The organism is Allokutzneria sp. NRRL B-24872, assembly GCF_002155965.1.
GTDB lineage: Bacteria > Actinomycetota > Actinomycetes > Mycobacteriales > Pseudonocardiaceae > Allokutzneria.
In genome coordinates, this window is the sequence record NZ_MUMH01000169.1 from 20830 (window position 1) to 43759 (window position 22930).

A 22930-nucleotide genomic window follows, 5' to 3' on the forward strand; every position below is an offset into this window, starting at 1 on the left:
CGAAACGGGTTTTGGCGTGCCTGGCGGGCGTTGAGGTGAGCGTGCGGGCGCCGGTTTTGGGGTGGTTGGGGATGTGTCAGATCGGGGCGCCCAGCGTCAGCTCGCGGGTCACTACGGCGTGGAAGGTGTTGGGGGCACGGCCGGTGACGCGGTGGACGGTGTCGGTGGTGTAGTCCTCGCAGCCCTCAGCGATGGCGCGATCCAGGTCGGCGAGCAAGGTGGCGAAGGGCAGGGGGAGTTCCGCGGCCATGTGATCGCGGAGTTGTGCGGGAGTCACCGCGCGGTGGACGACAGGGCGGCCGGTGACCGCCGCAACGGTGGCGGCGATGTCGTCGTAGGTGAGCGTCTCGGGACCGGTGAGCACGAAGTCGGTGTTCGGCGCGCGCTCGGCGGTGAGGGCGTGCACGGCGACGGCCGCGATGTCGTCGGCGTCGACGAAACCGACGCGGCCCCGACCGGTCGCGGTGAGGACGACGCCCTGGTCGCGGATGCTGCGGGCATGGACGTGTTCGCCGGTGAAGTTCTGCATGAACCACGTGGGCCGCAGCACCGCCCACTCGGCGAAAAGGCCAGGTAGCGCCGCGTGCACGATTCCTGCGACCGGGCCGCCTTCAGGCGTCACGGAGGCGCTGAGCAGCACGGCGCGGCGCACTCCGGCATCGCGCGCCTGCTGGAGGAACGGCAGCATGACCGCGGCCGGATCGAGGTCGCCGACGGGCGGGACGAGGTAGGCGCGGTCGGCTCCGGTGAGGACGTCGGCGTAGGTGGTGGGCTCGTACCAGTCGAAGCCGGTGCGGCGGCTGGCGGGGTTGACGTCGTGACCGGCCGCGCGGAGCTGAGCGGTGACGCGGCTGCCGGTGGTGCCTGTGGCTCCGATGACCAGAACGCTCATCGCGCACCCCCGGTGAAGTCGGGGACGCCGAGCGGGTTCCAGTAGTCGCGGCAGGCGGTGATCTTGCCGTCGAGCACGGTCACGACGTGGACGTAGTTCATGTCGTAGGTGGTGTCGCTCTGCACGAGGCGGCCGACTCCGCGCAGCTCGACGATGATCGTTGTCGGGTCAGTGGTCTCGTGGAAGCGCACGTCGGGGAAGTCGTGCAGCTCGATGTGGTCGGGGTAGCCGCTCAGGTACTCGGCGAGCGCCTTCCTCCCGTCCAGCCGTTTCGGCCAGCCCGGTGGCGCGAACGGGAACTCCATCGCGCAGTCCTGCGCCCACAGCTCGACCCATGCGGCGAAGTCGTTGGCCCGCAACAGGCTCAGCCCGTGCCGGTACAGCTCGACCGGTGTGGTCATGACCGTCTCCATCCCTTACGATTCGGACCCGAGGTCCGTTTCAGCCGACAATACGGACCCGGGGTCCGGATCGCAACGGAGGAGTCGCATGACCGAGCCCAGCGCCGGGCGCAGGCCGCGCAAGGACGCCACCCGCAACCGGGCGGCCCTGTTCGCCGCCGCCGACGAGCTCTTCCTCCGCTGCGCGACCCCGGAGGAGGTCACGATGGCCGACATCGCCACCGCCGCCGGGGTCGGCAAGGCCACGCTCTTCCGCGCCTTCGGTGACCGCACCGGGCTCATCCAGGCCCTGCACGCCGCGCGCATGGAGCCGTTGCGGGCCGCCATCGCCGAGGGGCCACCGCCACTGGGGCCGCAAACACCGCCCGCACAACGTGTTCCGGCGCTGTTGGACGCGGTGTTGTGCTTCAAGCTCGACAACCGCCACCTCGCGCTCGCGCTGGAGCAGGCCGGTAGCGGAAGTCCTTACAGCGCCGAGCACTACGAGCACTGGCACACCCTGCTGCGCGAACTGCTGGAGCAGATCCCGGCCGTGGACGACGGGGACTTCACCGCGCACGCGCTGCTGGCCGCCACGCGCGCCGACCTGGTGGAGTACCTGGCCGGGGCCAAAGACGTTCCACGGGAACGGATGCGCACGCAGCTGGCGTCCTTGGTGGGACAGTTGATCACGCGGGGGAGCGGGACGTGATCCAGCCACGAAACGCTAACGAACAGGTGTTTCCGCTTCGGTAACCGCCGGCGCCCGGCGCATGCTTGTTTCGGCTTCAACAACAAGCGTCCCGGGAAGTCCACTGTGGACTTGCCGGTCGGGTTGTCACGATGACGACAGCAGGGTGCGGCAGGGGCGCCCTCCTGGCGTTTGCGCCATTGGTGGGGCGTGATCGTGGCACCACTCCGACCGTTCGGGCCCCCTTCTCGTGTCGGGTAAGGGGGCCCGAACGGTCGTGCGTAAGGGGTCGTAAGGCCCGAAGCACGTGATCGTCCGATGTCCAGCCCCATGCCTTACGGCAACTCTGGTGACCACACCGAGAGCGAAGGGGTCCGAGATGGACATGTGGAACCAGGAACAGGTCAAGGCCGAGGTCGCCTACCGCCGCGAGCGCGCGCTGCGCACCGGCCGCCGCGTCCGCGTCGCCGCCAAACGGCGTTGGTGGGTGCGGGGGAAGGCCACCTAGCGCGTCTGACCGCGCACCACCCGGCCGCTGGGGAAGATCGGGCCCCAGCGGCCATTTTCTTGTGCCCGGCGTTGCGTAACCAATGCCACATCGGGTCGTTCAGTCCGCGCTGAGGAGGTTGAGGGGCGCATCACTCGGAGGCGGAGGGGCCGATGTCTTTGCTCGCGTCGTGGGGGTGAGGAAGTCGCTGGCCACGGCCTCGCACGCGGCGGTCAACGCGGCGAGCGCCGGAGGCAGCAGCGGGTTGGTGTTGGCGGTGCGGTGCAGCGCGAGGACGGTGCGCCGCACGGGATCGCCTGCTGGTCGAAGCGCACGGACCGCGGAACCGGCTTGGTGCCCCAACGCGGGCACGAGCGCCACGCCGACGCCTGCGGACACCAAGCCCTGGACGACGTCGTAGTCGTTGCTGCGGTAAGCGATGCGCGGCACGAAATCGTGGGCGGCGCACAACCGCAGCAAGCACGTCGAGCCCGCTGAGCCGTCGCGGCTGGCGATCCACGTGGCCTCGCGCAAAGACTCCAGCGGCACCCGCGAGCCCTGGGCCGCAGAGTGCGAGGCGGGCAGGAGAACGACGAGGGATTCCTCCAGCAGCGCGGTCGCGGTCAGCTCATCCGGCCAGCTGCGCGGCACGAGGTCGTAGGCGTAGACCAAAGCGATGTCGAGGTCTCCGCGCAGCACGGCGGGCAGGCAGTCGTCGGGCTCGTTCTCATCGAGCAGGATCTCCGCCTCAGGCCGCTCATGGGTCAGGTTGGCGATGGCGTGCGGAACGACGCGCGCGCCGGCGGTGGGGAAAGTGCCCAGCCGAAGCCGCCCGAGCCGCCCGGAGGTGAACGCGCGGAGCTCCTCCTCCAAGCCCTCCAAGGCGGCGAGGAGTTCGGCGCCGCGCTCGGCGATGAAGTGGGCGGCGTCGGCGGTGCGGACGCTGTGCGCTGACCGCTCGAACAGCGGGATGCCGATGGCTCGCTCCAGCGCGGAGATCTGCTGGGACACCGCCGACGGGGTGTAGCCGAGTTCGCGTGCGGCCTCGGCGAAGGACCCGGTGCGCACCACGACGGACAGCGTGCGCAGGTGCAACGGGTTGAGCATCAGCACAACTTACGCTCAAGGACACCAGCTCGCGGTCTGCTCCCTCTTGGCGTGGCCGGGCTCCACCGCCAAGGTGGGGTGAGGCCCCCAGGAAGGACTCTTCGTGTCTCGTCTTGCCTCCGTTGTCGCAGGCGCCCCCGTGTCGGGCAGCTCCGTCTACCGCTCGACCAACCCGTCCGACACCGCTGACCTGGTCGCGGAGGTCGAGCTGGGCGACGCGGGCACCTTCGTGAAAGCGGCGGAGGCGGCCAAGGCTGCGCAGCGGGAGTGGGCGCGGGTCCCGGCTCCGGTGCGCGGCCAGGTGATCGCCAACATCGGCCGCTTGGTGTCGGCGAACGCGGACGCGCTGGCGCGGCTGGTGACCCGCGAGATCGGCAAGCCGCTGGCGGAGGCACGCGGCGAGGTGCAGGAGATCGTCGACACCTGCGACTTCTTCCTCGGCGAGGGCCGCCGCATGTACGGGCAGACCGTGCCGTCGGAGATGCCGGACAAGCAGCTGTTCACCTTCCGCGCGCCGGTCGGCGTGGCGGCGGTGATCACGGCGGGGAACTTCCCCGTGGCGGTGCCGTCCTGGTACCTGGTGCCCGCGCTGCTCTGCGGCAACGCCGTGGTGTGGAAGCCCGCCGAGTACGCCTCGGCGAGCGCGAAGGCGGTGTTCGACCTGTTCACCCGTGGCGGCCTGCCCGAGGGGGTGCTGAACCTGGTCTTCGCCGACGGGTCGGAGACCTTCAGCGGCCTGGAGCGCTCGCTGGAGCACGGGTTGGTGCAGAAGGTCGGCTTCACCGGGTCGAGCGAGGTGGGTTCACGCGTCGGTGAGCTGTGCGGGCGTCACCTCCAGACGCCGTGCCTGGAGCTGGGCGGCAAGAACCCGATGGTGGTCACCGAGGACGCGAACCTGGAGTTGGCGGTGGAGGGCGCGCTGTTCTCCGGCTTCGGCACCGCCGGGCAGCGCTGCACCTCGCTGGGCACCGCGATCGTGCACGAGTCGGTGCACGCTGAGTTCCTGGACCGCCTGGTCACCGCGACCGAAGCGGCGCGCGTGGGCGATCCGGCGCAGGACGTGCTGTTCGGGCCGTTGCTGGACGCGCGTTTCGCGGAGAACCACGAGCGGCACCTGGGGTGGATCGGCGAGCACCACCGCGCGCTGGGCTCCACGGGCACGGGCCGGATCACCTCGGCCAACCCGCGCAAGGACTTCGTCGGTGATCCCGAGGCGGGGCTGTTCTACCACCCGGTGATCGTGGACGGGGTGCGCTCCGACGACCGGATCTTCCTGGAGGAGACCTTCGGCCCGCTCATCGGCGTGACGACCTACCGCGAGCTTGACGAGGCGGTTGAGCTGGGCAATCTTCCGGGCTACGGCCTGTCGTGCTCGATCTACACGACCGACCCGGCGAAGGCGTTCCGCTTCCGGGACGGCATCGGCGCGGGCATGGTGAGCGTGAACAACTCGACCTCGGGCGCGGAGGCGCACCTGCCCTTCGGCGGCAACGGGCGTTCGGGCAACGGCTCGCGGCAGTCCGGGGTGTGGGTGCTGGACCAGTTCACCCGCTGGCAGTCGATGAACTGGGACTACTCGGGCAAGTTGCAGAAGGCGCAGATGGACGTGCTGGAGGTCTCCGCCGACCTGGACTTCCGGTTGTCCTAAGTGGACACAGCGCGGGTGGTGATCGTCGGCGGCGGGGTGATGGGCGTGAGCATCGCCTTTCACCTCGCCGAGGCCGGGGTGCGCGACGTGCTGCTGCTGGAGCGCGCCGAGCTGGGGTCGGGCTCGACGTGCAAGGCGGCGGGCGGGGTCCGTGCCCAGTTCTCCGACGAGATCAACATCGCGCTGGGCGCGCGCAGCCTCGCCGCGTTCGCCCGCTTCGCCGAACGCCCAGGTCAGCAGATCGACCTGCACCGCGACGGCTACCTCTTCCTGCTCTCGCGGCCGGAGGACGTGGCCGCGTTCGAGCGGAACGTGGCGTTGCAGAACTCCCTCGGCGTGCCGAGCCGCATGATCGACGTCGCCGAAGCCCGTCGCTTATCGCCGCTGATCGACACCGACGGACTGCTCGCGGCGGCGTTCTCTCCCGAGGACGGGCACTGCACGCCGGAGTCGGTGGTGCTCGGCTACGCCACGGCCGCGCGGCGGCTTGGAGCGCGGCTGCGCACGCACGTCACGGTGACCGGCATCGAGACCGCTGGTGGCGAGGTGCGCGCGGTGCACACCGACCAGGGCCCGATCACCACGGACACCGTGATCTGCACGGCGGGCGCATGGTCGCGCGAGGTCGGCGCGATGGTAAGCGTTGATCTGCCGGTGACGCCGTTGCGGAGGCAGATCCTGGTCACCGAGCCGATCTCCGACCTGCCGCCGGAGCTGGCGTTCACCATCGACTTCGCGAGCACCTTCTACTTCCACCGCGAGGGCCGCGGCCTGCTCATGGGCATGTCCGATCCCGACCAGGAGCCCGGCTTCCACCTGCACCGCGACGACGCCTGGCTGCCCGGGCTCGCCGAGGCGATGCGGCGGCGCGCGCCCGGCCTGCTGGACGTGGGCGTGGCCTCGGGCTGGGCCGGGTTGTACGAGGTCACCCCCGATCACAACGCGCTGATCGGCGAGGCCGCCTCGGTCGGCCGATTCCTGTACGCGACCGGTTTCTCCGGGCACGGGTTCCTCCAGGGGCCCGCGGTCGGCGAGGTGGTGCGCGATCTCTACCTCCAACGAACTCCGGTGATCGACGTGGCGAGCCTGAGCGCCCAGCGCTTCGGCTCGGACGAGCACCGGCCCGAACTCAACTGCGTGTAGGAGTGGTGATGGCGGAGTTCATGTGGGAGTTGCAGCCTCGGGCGGAGGCACTGGTCGACGAGCTGGTCGACGCGGCGGTGCTCAACAGTCCGAGGTTGTCGGCGCTCGCGCGGAGCCTGGGCGCGCGGACCTCGACGCGGTTGCAGGACTGGCTGGACCACATCGGCGGCCCAGTCACCGACGAGCAGCTGACCGAGGTCGGCTACGCCGAGGTGCAGCCCGACCTGTGGCGGCACCCCGGCGCTCAGCTGCCCGCGATCGTGCCCAGCGACCGGCGCCTGGTGGCGTTGCGGGTGGACGACGCGGGGGTGTTCGCGGTCGCGCAGGGCTCGGCGGCCGGTGTGCAGGGCAGCCCGCGCTCAGGCTTCCGCAGCGCGGTGGTCTCGGGCTCGGACGCGGTGGTGATCGCGGGTGTGGAGCGGCGGTCGTGGTCGTGCGGGGTGACTCCGCAGGAGTTCGATCCGGGCGAGGTGCTGCGCTCGGCGCAGGCGTGGCGGCTGCTCGCGGAGCGCCCGCGCGGCTCCGGCGGAGCCGAGGAGGTGAGCGCGGCGACGGAGCTGATGGGCCAGGTGGTGAAGCTCGTCGGCGCGGACCTGGCGGCGAGCTACTTCCTGGAGTTGGAGCGGCAGTACTGGCAGCGCCGCAACACAGCCGCGGTGCTCCAGCACTCGCGCCAGGACCGCCTCGGCCTGGGCTGGGGCAACAACGACCACCACACGTTCCGGTCGAGCCGGGCGTGCTTCGATCGGTTGATCACCCTGCTCACGACCTTGGGTTTTGCTGTCAGGGAGCGCTTCTACGCTGGCGCCGAGGCGGGGTGGGGCGCGCAGGTCCTGGAGCACCCCGGCTGTGGTGGAGTGATCTTCGCCGACGTCGATCTCAACCCCGCCGACGTGGATCTGGACTTCGCTCACGTGGAGTTGGCCGAGGGCGGCAAGCTCGGGACGGTCGGCCTGTGGTGCGCGCTGCACGGCGAGTCGATCCTGGCGGCGGGCATGCACCACCTGGAGGGCCAGTTCGACTTCGACCGGCTCCGCGAGGACCTCGGTGTGCTCGGCGTCGGGCACATGAAGCCCTTCTCCGACTTCCCGCACCTGCGGCAGGCCTTCACCGAGGCGGAGCGGTGGCCCGTGCGGCAGCTGCGGCTGGCGGAGCTGGTCGCGGCCGGGCAGATCAGCGAGGAGACCGCCGAGGAGTTCGGCAGGCTCGGCGCGGCGGGCTCGCACCTGGAGAACCTGGCCCGGCGCGGCGGCTTCAAGGGCTTCAACCAGCACAACGTCTCCACGACGATGCGCGCGACCGATCCCCGGATCTACCGGCCCGTGAACGCGGGTGAGTGAGCCGTGTTCGAGCTGATCGACGAGTGGGGCCCGGAGAAGGTCGTCGTCGTGTCGGACTCGCGCACCGGGATGCGCGGAGCGCTGGTGATCGACAACACCGCGCGCGGCATGGGCAAGGGCGGCACGCGGATGTCCCCGACGGTGTCGGTGGCCGAGGTGGCGCGCCTGGCCCGGGTGATGACGTGGAAGTGGGCCGGGGTCGACCTGTTCTACGGCGGTGCGAAGGCCGGTATCCGCTTCGACCCGGCCTCGCCGGACAAGGAGGCGGCGCTGCGGGCGTTCGTGCGGCGGCTGTCCAACGAGGTGCCGCGCGAGTACGTGCTCGGCCTGGACATGGGCTTGACCGAGCGTGACGCGGCGATCGTGCAGGACGAGCTCGGTGATCGCGGTGCGGCGGTCGGCACGCCCGCTGAGCTGGGCGGAGTGCCCTACGACGAGCTGGGCGTCACCGGGTTCGGGGTGGCGGAGACGGCGTGCGCGGCCTCAGCGGTGATCGGTGTGTCGCTGGCCGGGGCGCGGGTGTCCATCCAGGGCTTCGGCGCGGTCGGGTGGGCGGCGGCCAAGCGCTTCGCGGAGCTGGGCGCCTCGGTGGTCGCTGTGTCCACTGTCGAGGGTGTGCTGCACGATCCGTCCGGTTTGGACGTCGCGCGGTTGCTGGAGCTGCGCGCGGTGGATGGCGATGCGGTGGTGCGCTCCTACGGTGGCTCGGTGCTTGCGCCGGGCGAAGAGCTGCTGGTGGACGCGGAGGTGCTGGTGCCCGCCGCCGTGCAGGACGTGCTCTCCGAGGAGCTGGCCGGGCAGGTGAAGGCCCGCTTGGTGGTGGAGGGCGCGAACCTGCCGACCACGCCCGCCGCGCAGCGGGTGCTGGCGGAGCGCGGGATCGCGGTGGTGCCGGACTTCGTGGCCAACGCCGGTGGTGTGGTGGCGGCGGGGTTCGCGATGGACGCGCGCTACTCGGCGTTTCGCCCGGAGCCCGCCGAGATCTTCGCGACGATCTCGGCGAAGCTGCGTGCCAACACCGAGCTGGTGCTGGTCGAGGCGGCTCGGCAGCGGTGCACGACGCACGTGGCGGCGCGGGAGCTGGCTCAGGGCCGGGTTCGCACCGCCATGGAGCTGCGCGGACGGCTCAGTAGGCGCACTGGAGGGTGAAGTCGTCCAGTCGGACCCATTCGCCGTCGAAGCCCCGGTTATTGTCCTGGAGCTCGTAGCGGACTCTCAGCGTCTTGTAGCCCTGGATGTTGATGTTGTTGACGGTGATGGGCTCGTAGCCGCTGCCGTAGGTCAGCCACGCGTGCATGGTCGTGTACAGGTGGCCTTCTGAGTCGCTGACCACGACGCGGTCGATCTCGGTGCTGCGGTTGTTGAGCGCGTTGGCGTAGACGCGGGCGGTGCAGGTGCTCGGCCCGTTGGTGCCGGTCGCGACCTCGATGTCGACGGCGGGGTTGCCCAGCGCTCGGTCGGTGTGCAGCCACGCGTTGTTCTGGCCGGTCCTGGCGTTGCCGAGGTTGATGTCGAACCCGGCGTGGTTGATCGCGCGCCACTTGGTCGCGGGGGAGCCCTCGAAGCCGTCCTGGAACTGGCGCACTCCGGCGTGCGCGGTCCCGGTGAACAGCAGCAGTGCGGTGGCGAGGGCGATGGCCGTGATCTTCATGCCTCCAGGCTGGCCCGCGGTTCGCGCGCTGCCAATGGGCGAAGGTGCAGCCTTAGGTGCCGCAGGTAGTCGTGGACCTCGCCGAGGTCGTTGGTGCTGATCGCGACGTGGCGGTCGGGGCGGACCAGGACGTAGTGCTCGCGCAGCGGGTGGTCGGCGTCCAGGGTGAGCAGCGTGAAGTCGGGGCCGTGGACGGGCGCGGGGACGCGGTCGCCGCCGTGCTCACCACGCGCGAGGGAGCTGCCCCGGTAGGTGATGTGCAGTTGTTGGGTCGCCTTGCCGCGCTTGAGGCCGCCTTCTTCCTGGCGGACGTTCTTGCCGAGCAGATCAGTGCTGAGGCCGAGCACATCGGCGGCTACGGGCAGGCGCTCCTCCTCGTAGGTGTCCAGCAGTGCCTCCGGGGAGCCGTTGAGGACGGCGGCGAGCTTCCATCCGAGGTTGTAGGCGTCCTGCACGCCGGTGTTGAGGCCCTGGCCGCCGGTGGGCGGGTGCACGTGCGCGGCGTCTCCGGCGAGCAGGACGCGGCCGGCCCGGTAGGTGTCGACCATGCGCGCGTTGGAGCGGTAGACCGAGGTCCACGTGGGGTCGGTGAGGGTGACCTCCGTGCGGCCGGTGCGCTGGTGAAGGGCTTCACGCAGGTAATGCTCGGTGATGTCGGGGTGCTCGTCCGGGCGGAGGCCGAGCATGAGCTGGAAGCGGTCGGGGGCGCCGGGCAGGGGGCACATGCCGATCATGGTGGGCTGTGCCTGGGGCCAGATGTGCCAGCGGTCGCGGTCCAGGCCGCGGGAGGTGACGTCGGCGATGACCATGCGCACGTCCTCGACCGGGTGGCCGAGGAAAGCGACGCCGAGGTGCTTGCGCACGAAGCTGTGCCCGCCGTCGGCACCGATCAGGTAGTCCGCGTGGACCTCGGTGCCGTTGACGGTGGCGGTGACGCCGTCCTCATCTTGGGTGAATCCGGTCAGCTCTGAGCGAAGTTCGACGTGCACGCCGTGGGTGGCCAGGCGGGCGCGCAGGATCGCCTCGAACTCGCCTTGGCCGAGCATCCAGGGCTTGGCGGCGTCGGCTTCGTGCATCGAGCGGTCGACGTGCCCGTCGGGGCCGTGCACGCGCAGCAACGGGTAGGGACAGCCTGCTGCGAGGACGTCCCCCAGGACGCCGAGGTCGGCCAGGACTTCGAGGGTGCGGGGCTGGAGTCCCTTGCCGCGCGAGCCGACGAAGTGGTGCTCGGCCTTGTCGATGACGCGCACGTCGACGCCGCGCCGGGCGAGGTCGATCGCGAGGGTGAGGCCGGTGGGCCCGGCTCCGCCGACGAGGATCACGACACGCTCCTTAACGTCGTTAAATCTAACGGCGTTAAGGGTGACTTGAATGCTGTTAAGGTGTCAAGCCCCGAGCCTGTGAGGACCGCGAATGGCCCTGGACCGCGACACCGTGGTGCGCACGGCGCTGCGCGTGCTCGACGAGGTCGGCGTCGACAACCTGACGCTGCGCCGCATCGCCACCGAGCTCAACGTCCAGGCCCCCGCCCTGTACTGGCACTTCAAGAACAAGCAGGAGCTGGTCGACGAGATGGCCAGCACCGTGCTCGCCGAGGCTGTCGGTGCCGCCGAGTACGGTGACGACTGGGCGGAGCTGCTGGTCAACTACGGTCGGGCGCTGCGCGGGGCGCTGCTGAGCCACCGCGACGGCGCCAAGGTCTTCAGCGGCACCTACCTCACCCGAACCGACGTCTACAAGGGACAGGAGCAGGCGCTGCGCGTGATCACCGACGCCGGGTTCTCCCTGGCCGAGGCCGTCGCCGGGCTGATGACCGTGCACTGCTACGCCACCGGCCACGCGGTGGAGGAGCAGGCGAGCACCGGCGACCCGCGCTACGACCCGCAGGCGCGCGCCGACCGCGTCGGTGCCGAGCTGCCCCTGGCCCAGGCCGCAGGCGAAGGACTCTTCGAGAAGCCGGACGAGCGCTTCGAGCGCGGTCTGGCCCTGATCGTGAACGGAATGCGGAAGGCGAAGGTGTGACCCGTTCCCGCGAGCACGGCCTGCTCACGTTCACCGCCGCGCAGATCGCGGAACTCAGCCGCTGCGCCGTGGTGTTCGAACCGGTCGACCCACCGAGGGCGAGCCGGCTGGCGTTCTGGTGCCCAGACGGCTCCGAGCTGCCTGATCTGGGCGACCCCGGCACGCTCACCGTCGGCCTGCCGACCGGGGAGATCGACATCGTCCCGGCGCGGCGGATCGGCGTCGCCGAGTCCGTTCCCGCGCTCACCCGCGCGCGCTCAGCGATCTCGGCGCACCCGGCGACCCGCTTCTGGGGCACCGCGGCCGTGCTGGCGTTGCAGTTCACCGCGCGCGGCAAAGTGCTGCCGTGGGTGACCGACGCCGACAAAGACGCGTGGCGGATCGCCCAGCTCACCGGCGAGGACCTGACGCGCCTGCGCCAGCTGGCGCAGGCGATGCCCGCCGAGGCGCGCGCCACCCCGACCGAGACCGGACAGCTGCCCGCCGCCGAGCCGCTGCTGCGCGGGTTCCTGGACGCGGTCGCAGACGGACTGCCCCGCACCCAGGCGGCGGTCTTCGTGGCGGGCAAGCAAGAGTTCTCCATGGGCTCGCCGTTTCGCCCCGACACCGCCCGCAAGGTCCCTCACCTGCGGAAATGGGCCACGGAGATCGCGGCTGGCCGTGATGACGGGCTGCGGGTGTCCCTGCGCGTGGAGGTCGCGGGCGGGGACTACGAGCGCGGTCGCTTCCATGCCGTTGTGCAGGTGCACAGCCTCGGCGACGCCTCCCTGGTGGCGGACGCGGCGCGGTTGTGGGCCGATCCCGATCACCCCTTCGGAGCGCGGGCGCACGTCGACGTGATGCTCGCCGTGCGCCGGGCCGCGCGCGCGTGGACCCCGCTGGAGAGCCTGCTCGCCAGCACGGTCCCCGACGAGCTTGAGCTGGGCGACGAGGAGGTCGTGGACCTGCTCGGCGCGGGCGCGACGCGGCTGAGCGCGGTCGGCGTTGACGTGCACTGGCCGAAGGAGCTGGCCCGCGAGCTGACCGCGCACACCGTGGTCGGCGACACCAAGCGCGAGCCCAAGGACATGGCGGCCTTCTTCGGGCGCGGCCGCCCGCTGAGCTTCAACTGGCGACTCGCGCTCGGCGACGCGGCGCTGACCCCGGAGGAGATGGACCAGCTCGCCGAGGCGCACCGCCCGGTGGTGCGACTGCGCGACCAGTGGGTGCTGGTCGACCCCGCGCTGGCGGCGAAGGCGCGCAACCGCAAGATCAAGTCGCTGAGCCCGGTCGCCGCGCTCGGCGCCGCGCTGACCGGGACGGCCGAGGTCGACGGCGCGACGGTCCCGGTCGCCTCCACCGGTTGGTTGGAGGCCCTGCGCGAGCGGATCGCCGACCCCGACTCCGGCGAGGGCGTGGTCGAGCAGCCCGCCGCGCTGACCGCGCCACTGCGCGACTACCAGCTGCGGGGACTGCGGTGGCTGGCCCGGATGAGCTCGCTCGGGCTCGGCGCGTGCCTGGCCGACGACATGGGCCTGGGCAAGACGATCACGGTGATCGCGCTGCACCTGCACCGCGCGGCCACCGCGCCGACGCTGGTGGTGTGCCCGGCCTCGTTGCTGGGCAACTGGGAGCGCGAGATCGCCCGCTTCGCCCCCGGCACGCCGGTGCGCCGCTTCCACGGCGCCAACCGCTCCCTCGACGGCGCCGGCAGCGGCTTCGTGCTCACCACGTACGGGACGATGCGCCTGGACTCCGAGACCCTGGCCGCCCACGAGTGGGACCTGGTCGTGGCCGATGAGGCCCAGCACGTGAAGAACCACCGCTCCAGCACGGCGAAGGCCCTGCGCGCGATCCCGTCGACGGCGCGGGTGGCGTTGACCGGCACGCCGGTGGAGAACAGCCTGGCCGAGCTGTGGGCGGTCCTGGACTGGACGACCCCCGGGCTGCTGGGCGGGCTGGCCGCCTTCCGCGGCCGGTGGGCCAAGCCGATCGAGGGCGAGCGCGACCAGGCCGTCGCCGAGCGCTTCGCCCGGCTGATCGCGCCGTTCCTGCTGCGGCGGCGCAAGTCCGATCCGGGGATCGCGCCCGAGCTGCCGCCGAAGACCGAGACCGACCACTCGGTGCCGCTGACCAAGGAGCAGGCCGCGCTCTACGAGGCGGTGGTGCGCGAGACCATGGCCGAGATCGCCGCCGTCGGCGGGATGACCAGGCGCGGGTTGATCATCAAGCTGCTGACCTCGCTCAAGCAGGTGTGCAACCACCCCGCGCACTACCTCGCCGAGGACGGCTCCAGACTGGCCGGGCGCTCGGGCAAGCTCGAACTGCTCGACGAACTGCTGGACACGATCGTCGCCGAGGGCGGATCGGTACTGGTCTTCACCCAGTACGTCGCCATGGCACGGCTGCTGGAGTCGCACCTGGCCGCGCGCGGGGTGAGCGCGCGGCTGCTGCACGGCGGCACTCCGGTGGCCGCCCGCGACGAGCTGGTCACGGACTTCCAGGACGGCAAGATCCCGGTGTTCCTGCTCTCGCTCAAGGCCGCGGGCACCGGGCTCAACCTGACCCGCGCCGACCACGTCGTGCACTTCGACCGCTGGTGGAACCCGGCCGTGGAGGAACAGGCCACCGACCGCGCCTACCGCATCGGCCAGACCCGGCCCGTTCAGGTGCACCGCTTCGTCTCCGAGGGCACGATCGAGGACCGCATCGCGGACATGCTCGCCGTCAAGCGCGAGCTCGCCGAGGCGGTGCTCAGCGGCGGCGAGGCGGCGTTCACCGAGCTGGGCGACGCGGAGCTGGCGAACCTCGTCGAGCTGAGGAGCGCCCGATGAACGCCGCGCGCGGCTTCCCCGCCTTCGGCCGCATTCCGCGCAAGCTCGGCCCGATCGCCGCCACGGCGTGGGGCAAGGCGTGGAACGCGACGCTGGAGGAGCTCGACCTCGACGAGAAGCCGCTCAAGGACGGGCGCAAGCTCGCCCACACCGGCGTCCTCGGCCCGATCACGCTCAGCCCCGGCCGGGTCAGGGCGGAGATCGGCGACAGCGGCGAGCTGCTGTCCACGCTGATCCAGCTGCCGACGTTCACCGACCGCACCTGGAAACTGGTGCTGGACCAGATCGCCACCCGCGCCGGGCACGTCGCCGCGCTGCTGGACGGCGAGCTGCCGGAGGAGCTGCTGGGCGAGCTGGCCGACGAAGGTCTGCCGCTGATCCCGTTGGCGGCCGAGCTGGAGCCGGAGTGCGACTGCGACATGGGCTTCGAGGTCCTGTGCAAGCACGGCGCCGCGCTGGGCTACCAGGTGTCGTGGCTGCTGGACACCGAACCGTTCCTGCTGGTGCTGCTGCGCGGCATGGACCAGCAGGAGCTGACGCGGCGGCTGAGCTCGCGCAAGATCACCGCCCCGCGCGCCAAGCCGACGGGTGGCACGTCGATCGCCGCCGCCTACGCGCGGGAGCCGGGACCGCTGCCGGAGATCTCGGCCGAGCCGCCCACCGGCCCGTACCCCCAGGTCGACATCGAGCCCCCGCCGGGACTGCCGCCGCACCTGGTGCCGCGCATGGTCCGCAACGCGATGTGGCACGCCCGGGAGCAGTTGGCCGACCTCGTCAACCCCGACCCGGCGCCGTGGCTGTCGATGTACGAGGACAACGTGCGCCTGTCGGTGATCTATCCCGAGCTGATCGCCGACCACCTGGGAACGCACGCGACCGCGGCGGCCTGGCGCTACGGCGGCCTGGCGGGTTTGGCGGTGGAGAAGGGCAAGCGCACGCTCACCCCGCTGGAGCTGGCCAGGGCGCGGGCCGCGCTGGAGGCCGCTGAGCTGGGCGAGTTCGAGTTCGACAAGGGGTGCCGCTTCACCCTCACCGGGCAGCGCTGGCAGCTGCGCCTTGGCGAGGACGGCCTCTGGTACCCCTTCTACGACATGCTGGCCGAGCACGGGTGGCTGATGGCTGGTCCGCCGCACTCGGACCCGGCGGTGGCCTTCGACGTGCCACCGCCGGAGAAACCCAAGCGCCGCCGCAGGAAGCGCATGCCCGACTGCTAGCGGCTCGATCAGGCGGTTCGGTCAGGCGGCGAAGTCGTGCACGTGGTCGCGGACCCAGTCGCGGAAGGACAGCGGCGCGGTCCCGGTCAGCTCGGTGACGGTGGGGGAGACGCGCGCGGGCTGGCGTTCGAAGCCGTCCCAGGCGCCGAGCAGTCCGTCCGCGAACTCCACCGGCCACCCGTGGTCGATCATCCGCTGCCGCGCCGCGACCGGGCTCAGCTCCTCGAAGCGCACGTCGCGGCCCAGGACCTCGCCGATGATCCGCGCCTGCTCGGCCTGGGTCACCGGCTCCGGCCCGGTCAGCACGTAGCTCGCTCCCGCGTGCCCGTCCTCGACGAGGACCTTCGCGGCGACCGCGGCGAGATCGCGCTCGTGCACGACCGCGCGTGCCGCGGCGCCGTGGGCTTCGCGGACGGTGGCGCTGGCGCGGATCTCCTCGGCCCAGCCGAGCGCGTTGGCGGCGAAGGTTCCCGCGCGCAGCATCGTCCACTCCGCGCTCGATGCCCTGATCGCGCGCTCGACGGTGAAGTGCAGTTGGTTGATCGGGTCGCTCTGCTTCTCGGCGTCGTCGTCCACGCCGAAGGAGGACAGGTACACCAGCCGCCGCGTTCCCAGCGCCCCGACGGCCGCCTCGATGCCGTCCGGTGACAGGAACGGCCACATCAGGAACACCGCGTCGGTCCCGTCCGCGGCCTTGGCGAGACTGGCGGTGTCGTGCAGGTCGCCCACGGCCAGCTCGACCCCGTCCGGCACCTCGGCGCTGGCTGCGTCGCGGACCAGCGCGCGGACACCGACACCGCGCTGCTGGAGTTGGCGCACCACGCTCCCGCCGACGTTGCCGGTCGCGCCGATCACCAGGACCTTGTTGTTCTCGCTCATGGTGATCACGCTAGAAACTCAACCTCGGTTGAGGTCAAGTCCCGTCAGCACGCATTCGCGCCAGGAACTGCTCGTTGTAGCGCGGCTTGGGGAACTCCAGCTCCGCTGTCCTGGCCCAGTTGACGTGCTCAGGACCCAGTTGACGTGTCCTGTCTCGGCGAAGCTGGTGATGTTTCTGCGCCGCGCAACGCATCCAGGATGTGTGGCCACGCGGCCTCCCCCAAGGCCAAGTCGTCGGCGTCGGTCCCCCCGTAATGAAGGTGCGTCGAGGGGCTGGCGGGTGCCTCTCCTGGAAGGCGGGGGCGGTGGCCGGCAGCGTGCCGCTCGATGAGCACGGTGGGAAGCCCGGCGGCCAGTCGACGGTCTCTCAGCGCCCGCGCGGAGGAGTGGGACGGCCAGGTCCGGTCGTCTCCGCCGGCGACCAGGACGAGTTGCGCCGTGGTGGTCTCCACAGGGATGGCCGCGGCCTTGTACTGGTCGGGATAGAGCTCGCCGCTGCGTTCGTACCAGCTTCGCAGGGACACGAGTCCGTCCTCACGTTGTTCCGGCTCCCAGGTCTCATCGCGCGGCACGAACGGCAGCGGCTCGCCCTGCCAGGTCCAGGACGAGCGCCAGGGCCGGTTCCGCCCGTCTGTTCCTGGCCCGAGATTCGCCCATGTCACCGAAGGTGGCGACAAGGCCACCGCGGCTGCTGTGCGCTGGTCGAGAATGGACAACCACAGAGCGGCCTCAGCCCCCTTGGACAGACCGAGGACGGAGAGCCGTTCGGCGCCTTCGGACTGAAGCAGGTCCAGTCCACGGCTGAACGTCTCCACCGGGATCTCGCAGATTCCCGGTGCCTGGCCCTCGCCGCCGTACCAGCGCATCCCGAACGCCACCAACCCGGCGTGCGCCAAGAGCCGGCATCGCTCCAGCGTGCCGGGTCCGTAGGACCCGTGGAGAACGAGCACCCCAGCTCGGCTTCCGGCAGCAGGGCGGACAAGCACCCCCTCCAGAGCGCCGCCAGTGATCTCCTGTTCGACGATGTCCACGATCCCCCTAGTCTCTCCGGGAGATCCTGCCACCAGATGACGGGACACCTCGCCGCTGGCCTCCGCAGATGCCAGGTGCGCTGTCCTGTCGGTCGCGGGGTTCTGTGCACCCAACCCTCGCCGCCGAGGTGTTCAACGTCGGCAAACCCCGTTGTGTGGTGGGTTTGCCGACGTTGGTGACGTGGGGCTAGGCGTTCTGGGCGCGCAGCGTGCGCTTCAGCTCGTCACCGCATTCGAGCACCAGGCGCCGCAACCACCACGGCGGAGCGGCCTCGGCGAGGTAGGCCTCCGTGCTTGCCAAGGTCTCCTGCGACACCGCCGACGACGGATACCCCGCCTTCGCCAGCACGCGCGTCAACTCGGTCGGCCACACCTCCGACACCGCCCGCAACGCCGCGAAGTACTCCTGCGCGTAGGGCTCCAGCACCTGAGCGTCAGCGACGTCCTGGAAGCCGTCGAGCACCGAGCGCAGGATCTCGTTGGACAGCTCGCCGGACACCACGCGCTCCCACGCCGCCGCCTTCGCCGCAGCCGTGCTCACGGCCGCACGGCACGCGGCGGCGCTGCGCTCACCACTGGCGGTGGCATCACGCTGAAGCTCCTTGTCGATCTCCGCCTCACCCACGCGCCCGTGCACCACCAAGCGCCGCAGCAACGACCAGCGCAGATCGGTGTCCACGGCCAACCCGTCCAGCACGGTCGACCCGTCGAGCAGCCCGGCCACGACGTCCAATTGCTCGGCGGAGCACGCCACCGACGCGAAGGACTGCACGTACGCCAGCTGCTCCTCACCACCGGCCTCGGCCTCGCGCGCCAAGCGGAGCACTCCCTCGGCCAGCGCGCCCACGACCTCGGCGCGCGTGGACCGCGAGGTGTACTGCTGCGCGGCGGAGCTGGCCTGGTTGAGCAGGGTCCGCAGGATCGTGACACCGACCGACAGCGCCCCGGAGAGCACCAACCGCACGTAGTCCCGCGCGGGGAGATCGGCGTCGCGGGTCATGTCCCACGCGATGGACCAGCACACCGCCTGCGGCAGCGGATCAGTGAGCTCACCGATCCCGCCGAGCACCGCCGCCAGGGACTCCGGGTCGAGGCGGATCTTGGCGTAGGTGAGGTCGTCGTCGTTGAGCAGCACCAGCTCCGGCCGCGCCACCCCGAGCAGCTCGGCGACCTCGGTGCGCTCACCGGAGATCTCCAGCTCCACCCGACGCTGCCGGTTCCCCTTGTCGTACAAGCCGATCGCGATGCGGTGCGGCCGCAACGCCGGGTAGTCCTCAGGGGCCGTCTGCACGACCGCGAACGAGCTGAACCGGCCGTCACCGTCCACAGTGAACTCCGGGCGCAGCGTGTTCGGCCCCGAGGTGCGCAACCACAGATCGGCCCAGTCCGACAGATCGCGCCCGGACTTCTCCTCCACCGCGCGCAGCAGGTCCGCCAGCGTCGTGTTGCCCCACGCGTGCCGCTGGAAGTACAGCCGCAGGCCCGCCAGGAAGTCCTCCAGGCCGATCGAGGACACCAGCTGCTTCAGCACCGAAGCGCCCTTGTGGTAGGTGATCGCGTCGAAGTTCACCTCCATCGAGGTGATGTCCACGATGTCGGCGACCACCGGGTGCGTGGAGGGGAACTGGTCGGCCTGGTAGGCCAATCCCTTGTAGCGGTCGGCGAAACTGGCCCACCCGTTGTCCCACCGCGTCGCCGACACCAACGCCAGCGAGGCCGCGTAGGTCGCGAAGGACTCGTTCAGCCACAGGTCGTCCCACCACCGCATCGTCACGAGGTCGCCGAACCACATGTGCGCCATCTCGTGCAGGATCGTGGTCGCGCGCCGCTCGTAGTCGGCATCGGTGACCTTCGACCGGAAGACGTACTGCTCCCGGAAGGTCACGCAGCCCGGGTTCTCCATCGCCCCGAAGTTGAACTCCGGCACGAACACCTGGTCGTACTTGCCGAAGGGGTAGCGCATCTCGAAGGCGCCCTCGTAGAAGCCGAACCCGCGCCGCGTCACGTCGAAGATCGCCTCGGCGTCCAGGTGCTCGGCCAGCGAGGCCCGGCACAGCAGCCGCAGCGGGATGCGCCCGTCGTAGTCATCGTCGGCCACCACGTGGTACGGCCCCGCGCACACCGCCGCGAGGTAGGTCGAGATCCGCTCAGAAGCGGGGAAGCTCCACCGCCGAGCTTCGCCCTCAGCCGAAACCGAAACCGACGACGAGGCCGTGTTGCAGACGACCTCCCAGTGCGCGGGCGCGATGACGGTGAACGCGAACGCGGCCTTGAGGTCCGGCTGGTCGAAGCAGGCGAGCACCCGGTGCGCGTCGGCGGTGGCGAACTGGCTGTAGAGGTAGACCTCGCCGTCGGCCGGATCGGTGAAGCGGTGCAGGCCCTGCCCGGAGCGCGAGTACGCGCAGTCAGCCACCACGCGCAACTCGTTGTCCTCTGCCAGCCCCGTCAGCGGGATGCGCCCCTTCTCCGCGTCGTAGCGCGCCGGATCGACGGGGGAGCCGTTCAACGTCACCTCGCGCACGACCGCGTCGGCGAGGTCGCAGAACACCTCACCACCGCTCTCCGAGCTGCGGAAGCGCGCCACCGTGGTGGAGGAGAAGTGCTCAGACCCCGTGGTCAGATCGAGTTCGACCGCGTAGGAGTCGACGGTGAGCAGACGGGAGCGCTCCAGCGCTTCGTCCCGCGTCAGATTTCCAGCCATCCCAGCACCCTAATCGGGGCGGCCGTTCCGCTGACGGCGGAACCGGCACCCCCCCAGGCCGCCACGCTCCTACGGTTGCCGCATGACGACTCCGATCTCGGGCACCGCCGCTGGCGTGCCGTTCACCGCCCTCGCCCCGGCAGGCGGCGGGCCCGCGCCGCTGATCATCAGCTGGCACATGCTCGACGCACCGCGCTCGGACCCCGCCTTCGCCGCGGCGCTGCCGATGCACGGCCTGCCCGCGTGGCGGGTGCACCTCGGGATGCCGATGTGCGGGGCGCGCATGGTCAACGGCTCCATGGACGCCGCTCTGGAGCTGGTGCACAAGGACCCGCTGATGGCCTACCTGCACCCGTTCGTCGAGCAGGCCGCAGGGGAGTTCCCCGCCGCGCTGGCCGCCGTCCGCGAGCAACTGCCCGTGGGTGACGGCCCGATCGGCGTGCTGGGCGGCTCCCTCGGCGGAGCCGTCGCGTTGCGCGTGCTCGCCGACACCCAGACGCCGATCTTCGCGGGAGCGCTGGTCAACGCCGCGATCCGGATGCGCTCGGTCGTGGACCTCTTCCCGGGCCAGTACCCCTACGACACCGACTCCGACAAGGCCGTGGACAGCCTCGACTTCCTCGCCAAGGCCGACGTCCTGGCCGAGCGCGCGCCACTGCTGGTCGTCAGCGGCGAGCAGGACCACCCCGGGCTGCGCGCCGACGCGATCAGCCTCGCCGAGGCGATGGGGGAGCGCGCGCAGCTGCTGTCGATCCCCGACATGGCGCACCCGTTGGCCGAGGAGCCCGGCATCGAGCCCGCGCCGCAGCTGCCGCACGCCCGCGCCGTCGACGACGGTCTCATCGCGTGGTTCGGCCGCCACCTGCGGTCACTGGGGTAAGGCCTCCGCGCTGTACTGGTCGACGAACTCGCCCGTTGGCGGGATCGGGGTGATCACGTCGATCAGCACGCCGTTGGGGTCGGCGACGATGAAGTGCCGCTGCCCGAACGCCTCGCTGCGCAGCGACCGCGCCAGCGGCAGTCCCGCTTCGGTGACCAGGCGCTCGTACTCGGCGTCCACGTCGCCGACCTCGAAGTTGAGCAGCAGTCCGGCCACCGGCGCGCCGTAGCCGTCGGGGATGGTCGGATGCGCCGGGTCGAGCACCGCGAGCTCGTAGGTGCCGAGCTGGAGGCTGATGTACCAGTCCGCCTCGAAGGTCACCTCGAAGCCGAAGTGCTTCACGTAGAAGTCCCGCGTCTCGGTCAGCTTGGTCGTCATGATCACCGGGTAGAAGCTGGTCAGAGTCATGGTGTCCGCCCTAGATCGACAATACCGACTGTCGGTATGTATTATCGACCATAAGAAACCGACCGACGGTATGTCAACAGGGGGCGCCACCCATGGCCACCAAGCGCGAACAACGCGAACAGACCAGCGCCGCACTGCGCACCACCGCGCGGCGCCTGTTCGCCGAACACGGCTACGCCCACGTCGGCCTCGAAACCATCGCCCAGGCAGCGGGCGTCACCAAAGGCGCCCTCTACCACCACTTCAGCAGCAAAGCCGTCCTCTTCCGGCACGTCCTCGCCGACGTCCAGAACGAGGTGGGGGAGCAGGTCCAGCGCGTCGCCGAAGCCCAACCCGACTGCTGGAGCTACCTCGTCGAAGGCTGCCGCGCCTTCCTCGACGCCAGCACCCACCCCGACATCCAGCGCATCATGCTCATCGACGGCCCCGCCGTCCTCGGCTGGAACGACTGGCGCGCACTCGACGAACAGTCCTCCGCCCGCCTGCTCACCGAAGCCCTCACCACCCTCATCGCCGCCGGCACCATCCCGCCCCAACCCGTCGAACCCCTCGCCCGCCTGCTCTCCGGCGCCGTGAACGAGGCCGCGCTCTGGCTCGCCCAGTCCGGCAACACCGCCACCGACCGCGACGCCACCATCGCCGCCCTCACCCGCATGCTCGACTCGCTCCGCGAGTAAGGTGACGCCCGACCGATCGCCAGAACCCGCGAGGGAGGTGGGAACCCATGTCCGCACCAGCAGGACGGGCGCTCACCCCCACCCCCACGCCGTAGGGGCCACGCGAGCGCCCGTGGGACACCCCCGAAAGGCACTCGACATGCCACACCAAGCGATCATCACCCGGCTCCGCGCCGCCGGCTGCGTCTTCGCCGAAGACGAAGCCCAGCTGCTCACCACCGCCGCGACCGGCCCCACCCACCTCGACGCCATGGTCGACCAACGCGTCGCCGGACTCCCGCTCGAACACATCCTCGGCTGGGCCGAGTTCCACGGACTCCGCATCACCGTCACCCCCGGCGTCTTCGTCCCCCGACGCCGCACCGCACACCTCGTCACCCACGCCACACCACTGCTGCGCCCGCACGCCGTCGTACTCGACCTCTGCTGCGGAACAGGCGCACTCGGCGCCGCACTCGCCACCGCCGAGCCCCGCATCCACCTCCACGCCGCCGACATCGAACCCGCCGCCGTCGCCTGCGCCCACCACAACATCACCCCGCACGGGGGAGCGGTCCACCACGGCGACCTCTACGACGCCCTGCCCAGCGCACTGCGCGGCCGCATCGACCTCATCGTCGCCAACGCCCCCTACGTCCCCACCGACGCACTCGCCCTCATGCCACCCGAAGCACGAGAGCACGAACCCCGCGTCGCACTCGACGGCGGCACCGACGGACTCGACCTCCACCGCCGCATCGCCGCCGAAGCACCCCACTGGCTGGCACCCGACGGCCACCTGCTCGTCGAAACCAGCCGACGCCAAGCCCCGCACACCGCGGAAGCCCTCTCCGCCAACGGCTTCCGCCCCGCCACCCACCACGACGACACCCTCGACGCCACCCTCATCCACGCCACCCGCCCCTGACCCAGACACACCCCGGGAGGGGTCAGACCACGGCCACGCGCGAAGAGGGGAGCGGGCGC

At 70.9% G+C, this 22930-nt stretch carries 21 protein-coding genes; 12 read left to right on the top strand and 9 right to left on the bottom strand.

All coding sequences use genetic code 11. The annotated features are described in order from the left end of the window. Positions 1–76: 76 nt before the first annotated feature. Positions 77–892, bottom strand: coding sequence for an ergot alkaloid biosynthesis protein (locus CCN37_RS33125; RefSeq protein WP_086828574.1), 816 nt, complete (start codon positions 890–892; stop codon positions 77–79). Next, positions 889–1293, bottom strand: coding sequence for a nuclear transport factor 2 family protein (locus CCN37_RS33130; RefSeq protein WP_210408312.1), 405 nt, complete (start codon positions 1291–1293; stop codon positions 889–891). Before CCN37_RS33130 ends, CCN37_RS33125 begins: the two co-directional genes overlap by 4 nt. A gap of 88 nt (positions 1294–1381) precedes the next feature. Here CCN37_RS33130 and CCN37_RS33135 point away from each other — a divergent pair, with 88 nt between their 5' ends. Together CCN37_RS33135 and CCN37_RS40295 are read left to right on the top strand one after the other, a co-directional pair. Beyond that, positions 1382–1984: a TetR/AcrR family transcriptional regulator gene (locus CCN37_RS33135; RefSeq protein ID WP_086828578.1), complete on the top strand. Its 603-nt coding sequence runs from the start codon at positions 1382–1384 to the stop codon at positions 1982–1984. A gap of 328 nt (positions 1985–2312) precedes the next feature. Continuing rightward, complete coding sequence (locus CCN37_RS40295; RefSeq protein WP_168200982.1) at positions 2313–2471, top strand: hypothetical protein; 159 nt, start codon at positions 2313–2315, stop codon at positions 2469–2471. Between the two features lie 99 nt (positions 2472–2570). On the opposite strand, the gene CCN37_RS33140 is transcribed toward CCN37_RS40295, so the two are convergent. After that, positions 2571–3557, bottom strand: a complete 987-nt coding sequence (locus CCN37_RS33140; protein WP_086828661.1) for a LysR family transcriptional regulator — start codon at positions 3555–3557, stop codon at positions 2571–2573. Between the two features lie 103 nt (positions 3558–3660). Between CCN37_RS33140 and CCN37_RS33145 the strand changes: the two genes are divergently transcribed. The 4 genes from CCN37_RS33145 to CCN37_RS33160 are packed head-to-tail and all read left to right on the top strand — an operon-like array spanning position 3661 to position 8837. Further along, positions 3661–5205 carry an aldehyde dehydrogenase family protein gene (locus CCN37_RS33145; RefSeq protein ID WP_086828580.1) on the top strand — a complete coding sequence of 515 codons (1545 nt, stop codon included), beginning with the start codon at positions 3661–3663 and terminating at the stop codon, positions 5203–5205. Beyond that, entirely contained in the window at positions 5206–6348 is a 1143-nt protein-coding gene (locus CCN37_RS33150) for an FAD-binding oxidoreductase (RefSeq protein WP_086828582.1), read from the top strand. Positions 6349–6356: 8 nt separating this feature from the next. Next, complete coding sequence (locus CCN37_RS33155; protein ID WP_143261920.1) at positions 6357–7688, top strand: hypothetical protein; 1332 nt, start codon at positions 6357–6359, stop codon at positions 7686–7688. Between the two features lie 3 nt (positions 7689–7691). After that, entirely contained in the window at positions 7692–8837 is a 1146-nt protein-coding gene (locus CCN37_RS33160; protein ID WP_246843457.1) for a Glu/Leu/Phe/Val dehydrogenase, read from the top strand. Here the strand turns inward: CCN37_RS33160 and CCN37_RS33165 are convergent. Beyond that, complete coding sequence (locus CCN37_RS33165; RefSeq protein ID WP_086828587.1) at positions 8815–9339, bottom strand: hypothetical protein; 525 nt, start codon at positions 9337–9339, stop codon at positions 8815–8817. The two genes, CCN37_RS33160 and CCN37_RS33165, sit on opposite strands and share 23 nt — an antisense overlap. After that, on the bottom strand, positions 9336–10661 hold the full coding sequence (locus CCN37_RS33170) for an FAD-dependent monooxygenase (protein ID WP_086828589.1): 1326 nt from the start codon (positions 10659–10661) through the stop codon (positions 9336–9338). Before CCN37_RS33170 ends, CCN37_RS33165 begins: the two co-directional genes overlap by 4 nt. A 91-nt stretch (positions 10662–10752) precedes the next feature. Between CCN37_RS33170 and CCN37_RS33175 the strand changes: the two genes are divergently transcribed. The 3 genes from CCN37_RS33175 (at position 10753) to CCN37_RS33185 (ending at position 15388) form a co-directional block, all read left to right on the top strand. Continuing rightward, a complete protein-coding gene (locus CCN37_RS33175; RefSeq protein ID WP_086828591.1) occupies positions 10753–11361 on the top strand; it encodes a TetR/AcrR family transcriptional regulator C-terminal domain-containing protein in 609 nt (202 codons plus the stop codon). 197 nt (positions 11362–11558) lie between these two features. Beyond that, complete coding sequence (locus CCN37_RS33180) at positions 11559–14174, top strand: DEAD/DEAH box helicase (protein ID WP_246843461.1); 2616 nt, start codon at positions 11559–11561, stop codon at positions 14172–14174. Next, complete coding sequence (locus tag CCN37_RS33185; protein ID WP_086828593.1) at positions 14171–15388, top strand: hypothetical protein; 1218 nt, start codon at positions 14171–14173, stop codon at positions 15386–15388. The genes CCN37_RS33180 and CCN37_RS33185 overlap by 4 nt, the downstream gene beginning before the upstream one ends. A 21-nt stretch (positions 15389–15409) precedes the next feature. Here CCN37_RS33185 and CCN37_RS33190 read toward each other — a convergent pair whose 3' ends face one another. The 3 genes from CCN37_RS33190 to pepN form a co-directional block, all read right to left on the bottom strand. Then, positions 15410–16267, bottom strand: coding sequence for an NmrA family NAD(P)-binding protein (locus tag CCN37_RS33190; protein ID WP_086828668.1), 858 nt, complete (start codon positions 16265–16267; stop codon positions 15410–15412). Positions 16268–16395: 128 nt separating this feature from the next. Then, a complete protein-coding gene (locus CCN37_RS33195) occupies positions 16396–17298 on the bottom strand; it encodes an acyl-CoA thioester hydrolase/BAAT C-terminal domain-containing protein (RefSeq protein WP_086828595.1) in 903 nt (300 codons plus the stop codon). Positions 17299–17485: 187 nt separating this feature from the next. Continuing rightward, complete coding sequence (gene pepN, locus CCN37_RS33200) at positions 17486–19999, bottom strand: aminopeptidase N (RefSeq protein WP_086828597.1); 2514 nt, start codon at positions 19997–19999, stop codon at positions 17486–17488. An 82-nt stretch (positions 20000–20081) separates the two neighbouring features. Between pepN and CCN37_RS33205 the strand changes: the two genes are divergently transcribed. Then, the gene (locus tag CCN37_RS33205; RefSeq protein WP_086828598.1) at positions 20082–20879 is read left to right on the top strand and encodes a S9 family peptidase; all 798 of its coding nucleotides are present in this window, start codon (positions 20082–20084) and stop codon (positions 20877–20879) included. On the opposite strand, the gene CCN37_RS33210 is transcribed toward CCN37_RS33205, so the two are convergent. Beyond that, complete coding sequence (locus tag CCN37_RS33210; protein ID WP_086828600.1) at positions 20868–21287, bottom strand: VOC family protein; 420 nt, start codon at positions 21285–21287, stop codon at positions 20868–20870. The two genes, CCN37_RS33205 and CCN37_RS33210, sit on opposite strands and share 12 nt — an antisense overlap. 92 nt (positions 21288–21379) lie before the next feature. Here CCN37_RS33210 and CCN37_RS33215 point away from each other — a divergent pair, with 92 nt between their 5' ends. Next, positions 21380–21964, top strand: a complete 585-nt coding sequence (locus CCN37_RS33215; RefSeq protein WP_086828602.1) for a TetR/AcrR family transcriptional regulator — start codon at positions 21380–21382, stop codon at positions 21962–21964. 139 nt (positions 21965–22103) lie between these two features. Further along, positions 22104–22871 (top strand): putative protein N(5)-glutamine methyltransferase, encoded by a 768-nt coding sequence (locus CCN37_RS33220; RefSeq protein WP_086828604.1) that lies wholly within the window; start codon positions 22104–22106, stop codon positions 22869–22871. The last annotated feature ends 59 nt before the right edge of the window (positions 22872–22930 follow it).

What these genes read in the sequence shown, in the direction of transcription:
- CCN37_RS33205 (WP_086828598.1), top strand. Translation starts at nt 20,082, where the DNA reads ATGACGACTCCGATCTCGGGCACCGCCGCTGGCGTGCCGTTCACCGCC.
- CCN37_RS33215 (WP_086828602.1), top strand. Translation starts at nt 21,380, where the DNA reads ATGGCCACCAAGCGCGAACAACGCGAACAGACCAGCGCCGCACTGCGC.
- pepN (WP_086828597.1), bottom strand. Translation starts at nt 19,999, where the DNA reads ATGGCTGGAAATCTGACGCGGGACGAAGCGCTGGAGCGCTCCCGTCTG.
- CCN37_RS33190 (WP_086828668.1), bottom strand. Translation starts at nt 16,267, where the DNA reads ATGAGCGAGAACAACAAGGTCCTGGTGATCGGCGCGACCGGCAACGTC.
- CCN37_RS33155 (WP_143261920.1), top strand. Translation starts at nt 6,357, where the DNA reads ATGGCGGAGTTCATGTGGGAGTTGCAGCCTCGGGCGGAGGCACTGGTC.
- CCN37_RS33130 (WP_210408312.1), bottom strand. Translation starts at nt 1,293, where the DNA reads ATGACCACACCGGTCGAGCTGTACCGGCACGGGCTGAGCCTGTTGCGG.
- CCN37_RS33185 (WP_086828593.1), top strand. Translation starts at nt 14,171, where the DNA reads ATGAACGCCGCGCGCGGCTTCCCCGCCTTCGGCCGCATTCCGCGCAAG.
- CCN37_RS33135 (WP_086828578.1), top strand. Translation starts at nt 1,382, where the DNA reads ATGACCGAGCCCAGCGCCGGGCGCAGGCCGCGCAAGGACGCCACCCGC.
- CCN37_RS33165 (WP_086828587.1), bottom strand. Translation starts at nt 9,339, where the DNA reads ATGAAGATCACGGCCATCGCCCTCGCCACCGCACTGCTGCTGTTCACC.
- CCN37_RS33220 (WP_086828604.1), top strand. Translation starts at nt 22,104, where the DNA reads ATGCCACACCAAGCGATCATCACCCGGCTCCGCGCCGCCGGCTGCGTC.
- CCN37_RS33125 (WP_086828574.1), bottom strand. Translation starts at nt 892, where the DNA reads ATGAGCGTTCTGGTCATCGGAGCCACAGGCACCACCGGCAGCCGCGTC.
- CCN37_RS33140 (WP_086828661.1), bottom strand. Translation starts at nt 3,557, where the DNA reads ATGCTCAACCCGTTGCACCTGCGCACGCTGTCCGTCGTGGTGCGCACC.
- CCN37_RS33175 (WP_086828591.1), top strand. Translation starts at nt 10,753, where the DNA reads ATGGCCCTGGACCGCGACACCGTGGTGCGCACGGCGCTGCGCGTGCTC.
- CCN37_RS33210 (WP_086828600.1), bottom strand. Translation starts at nt 21,287, where the DNA reads ATGACTCTGACCAGCTTCTACCCGGTGATCATGACGACCAAGCTGACC.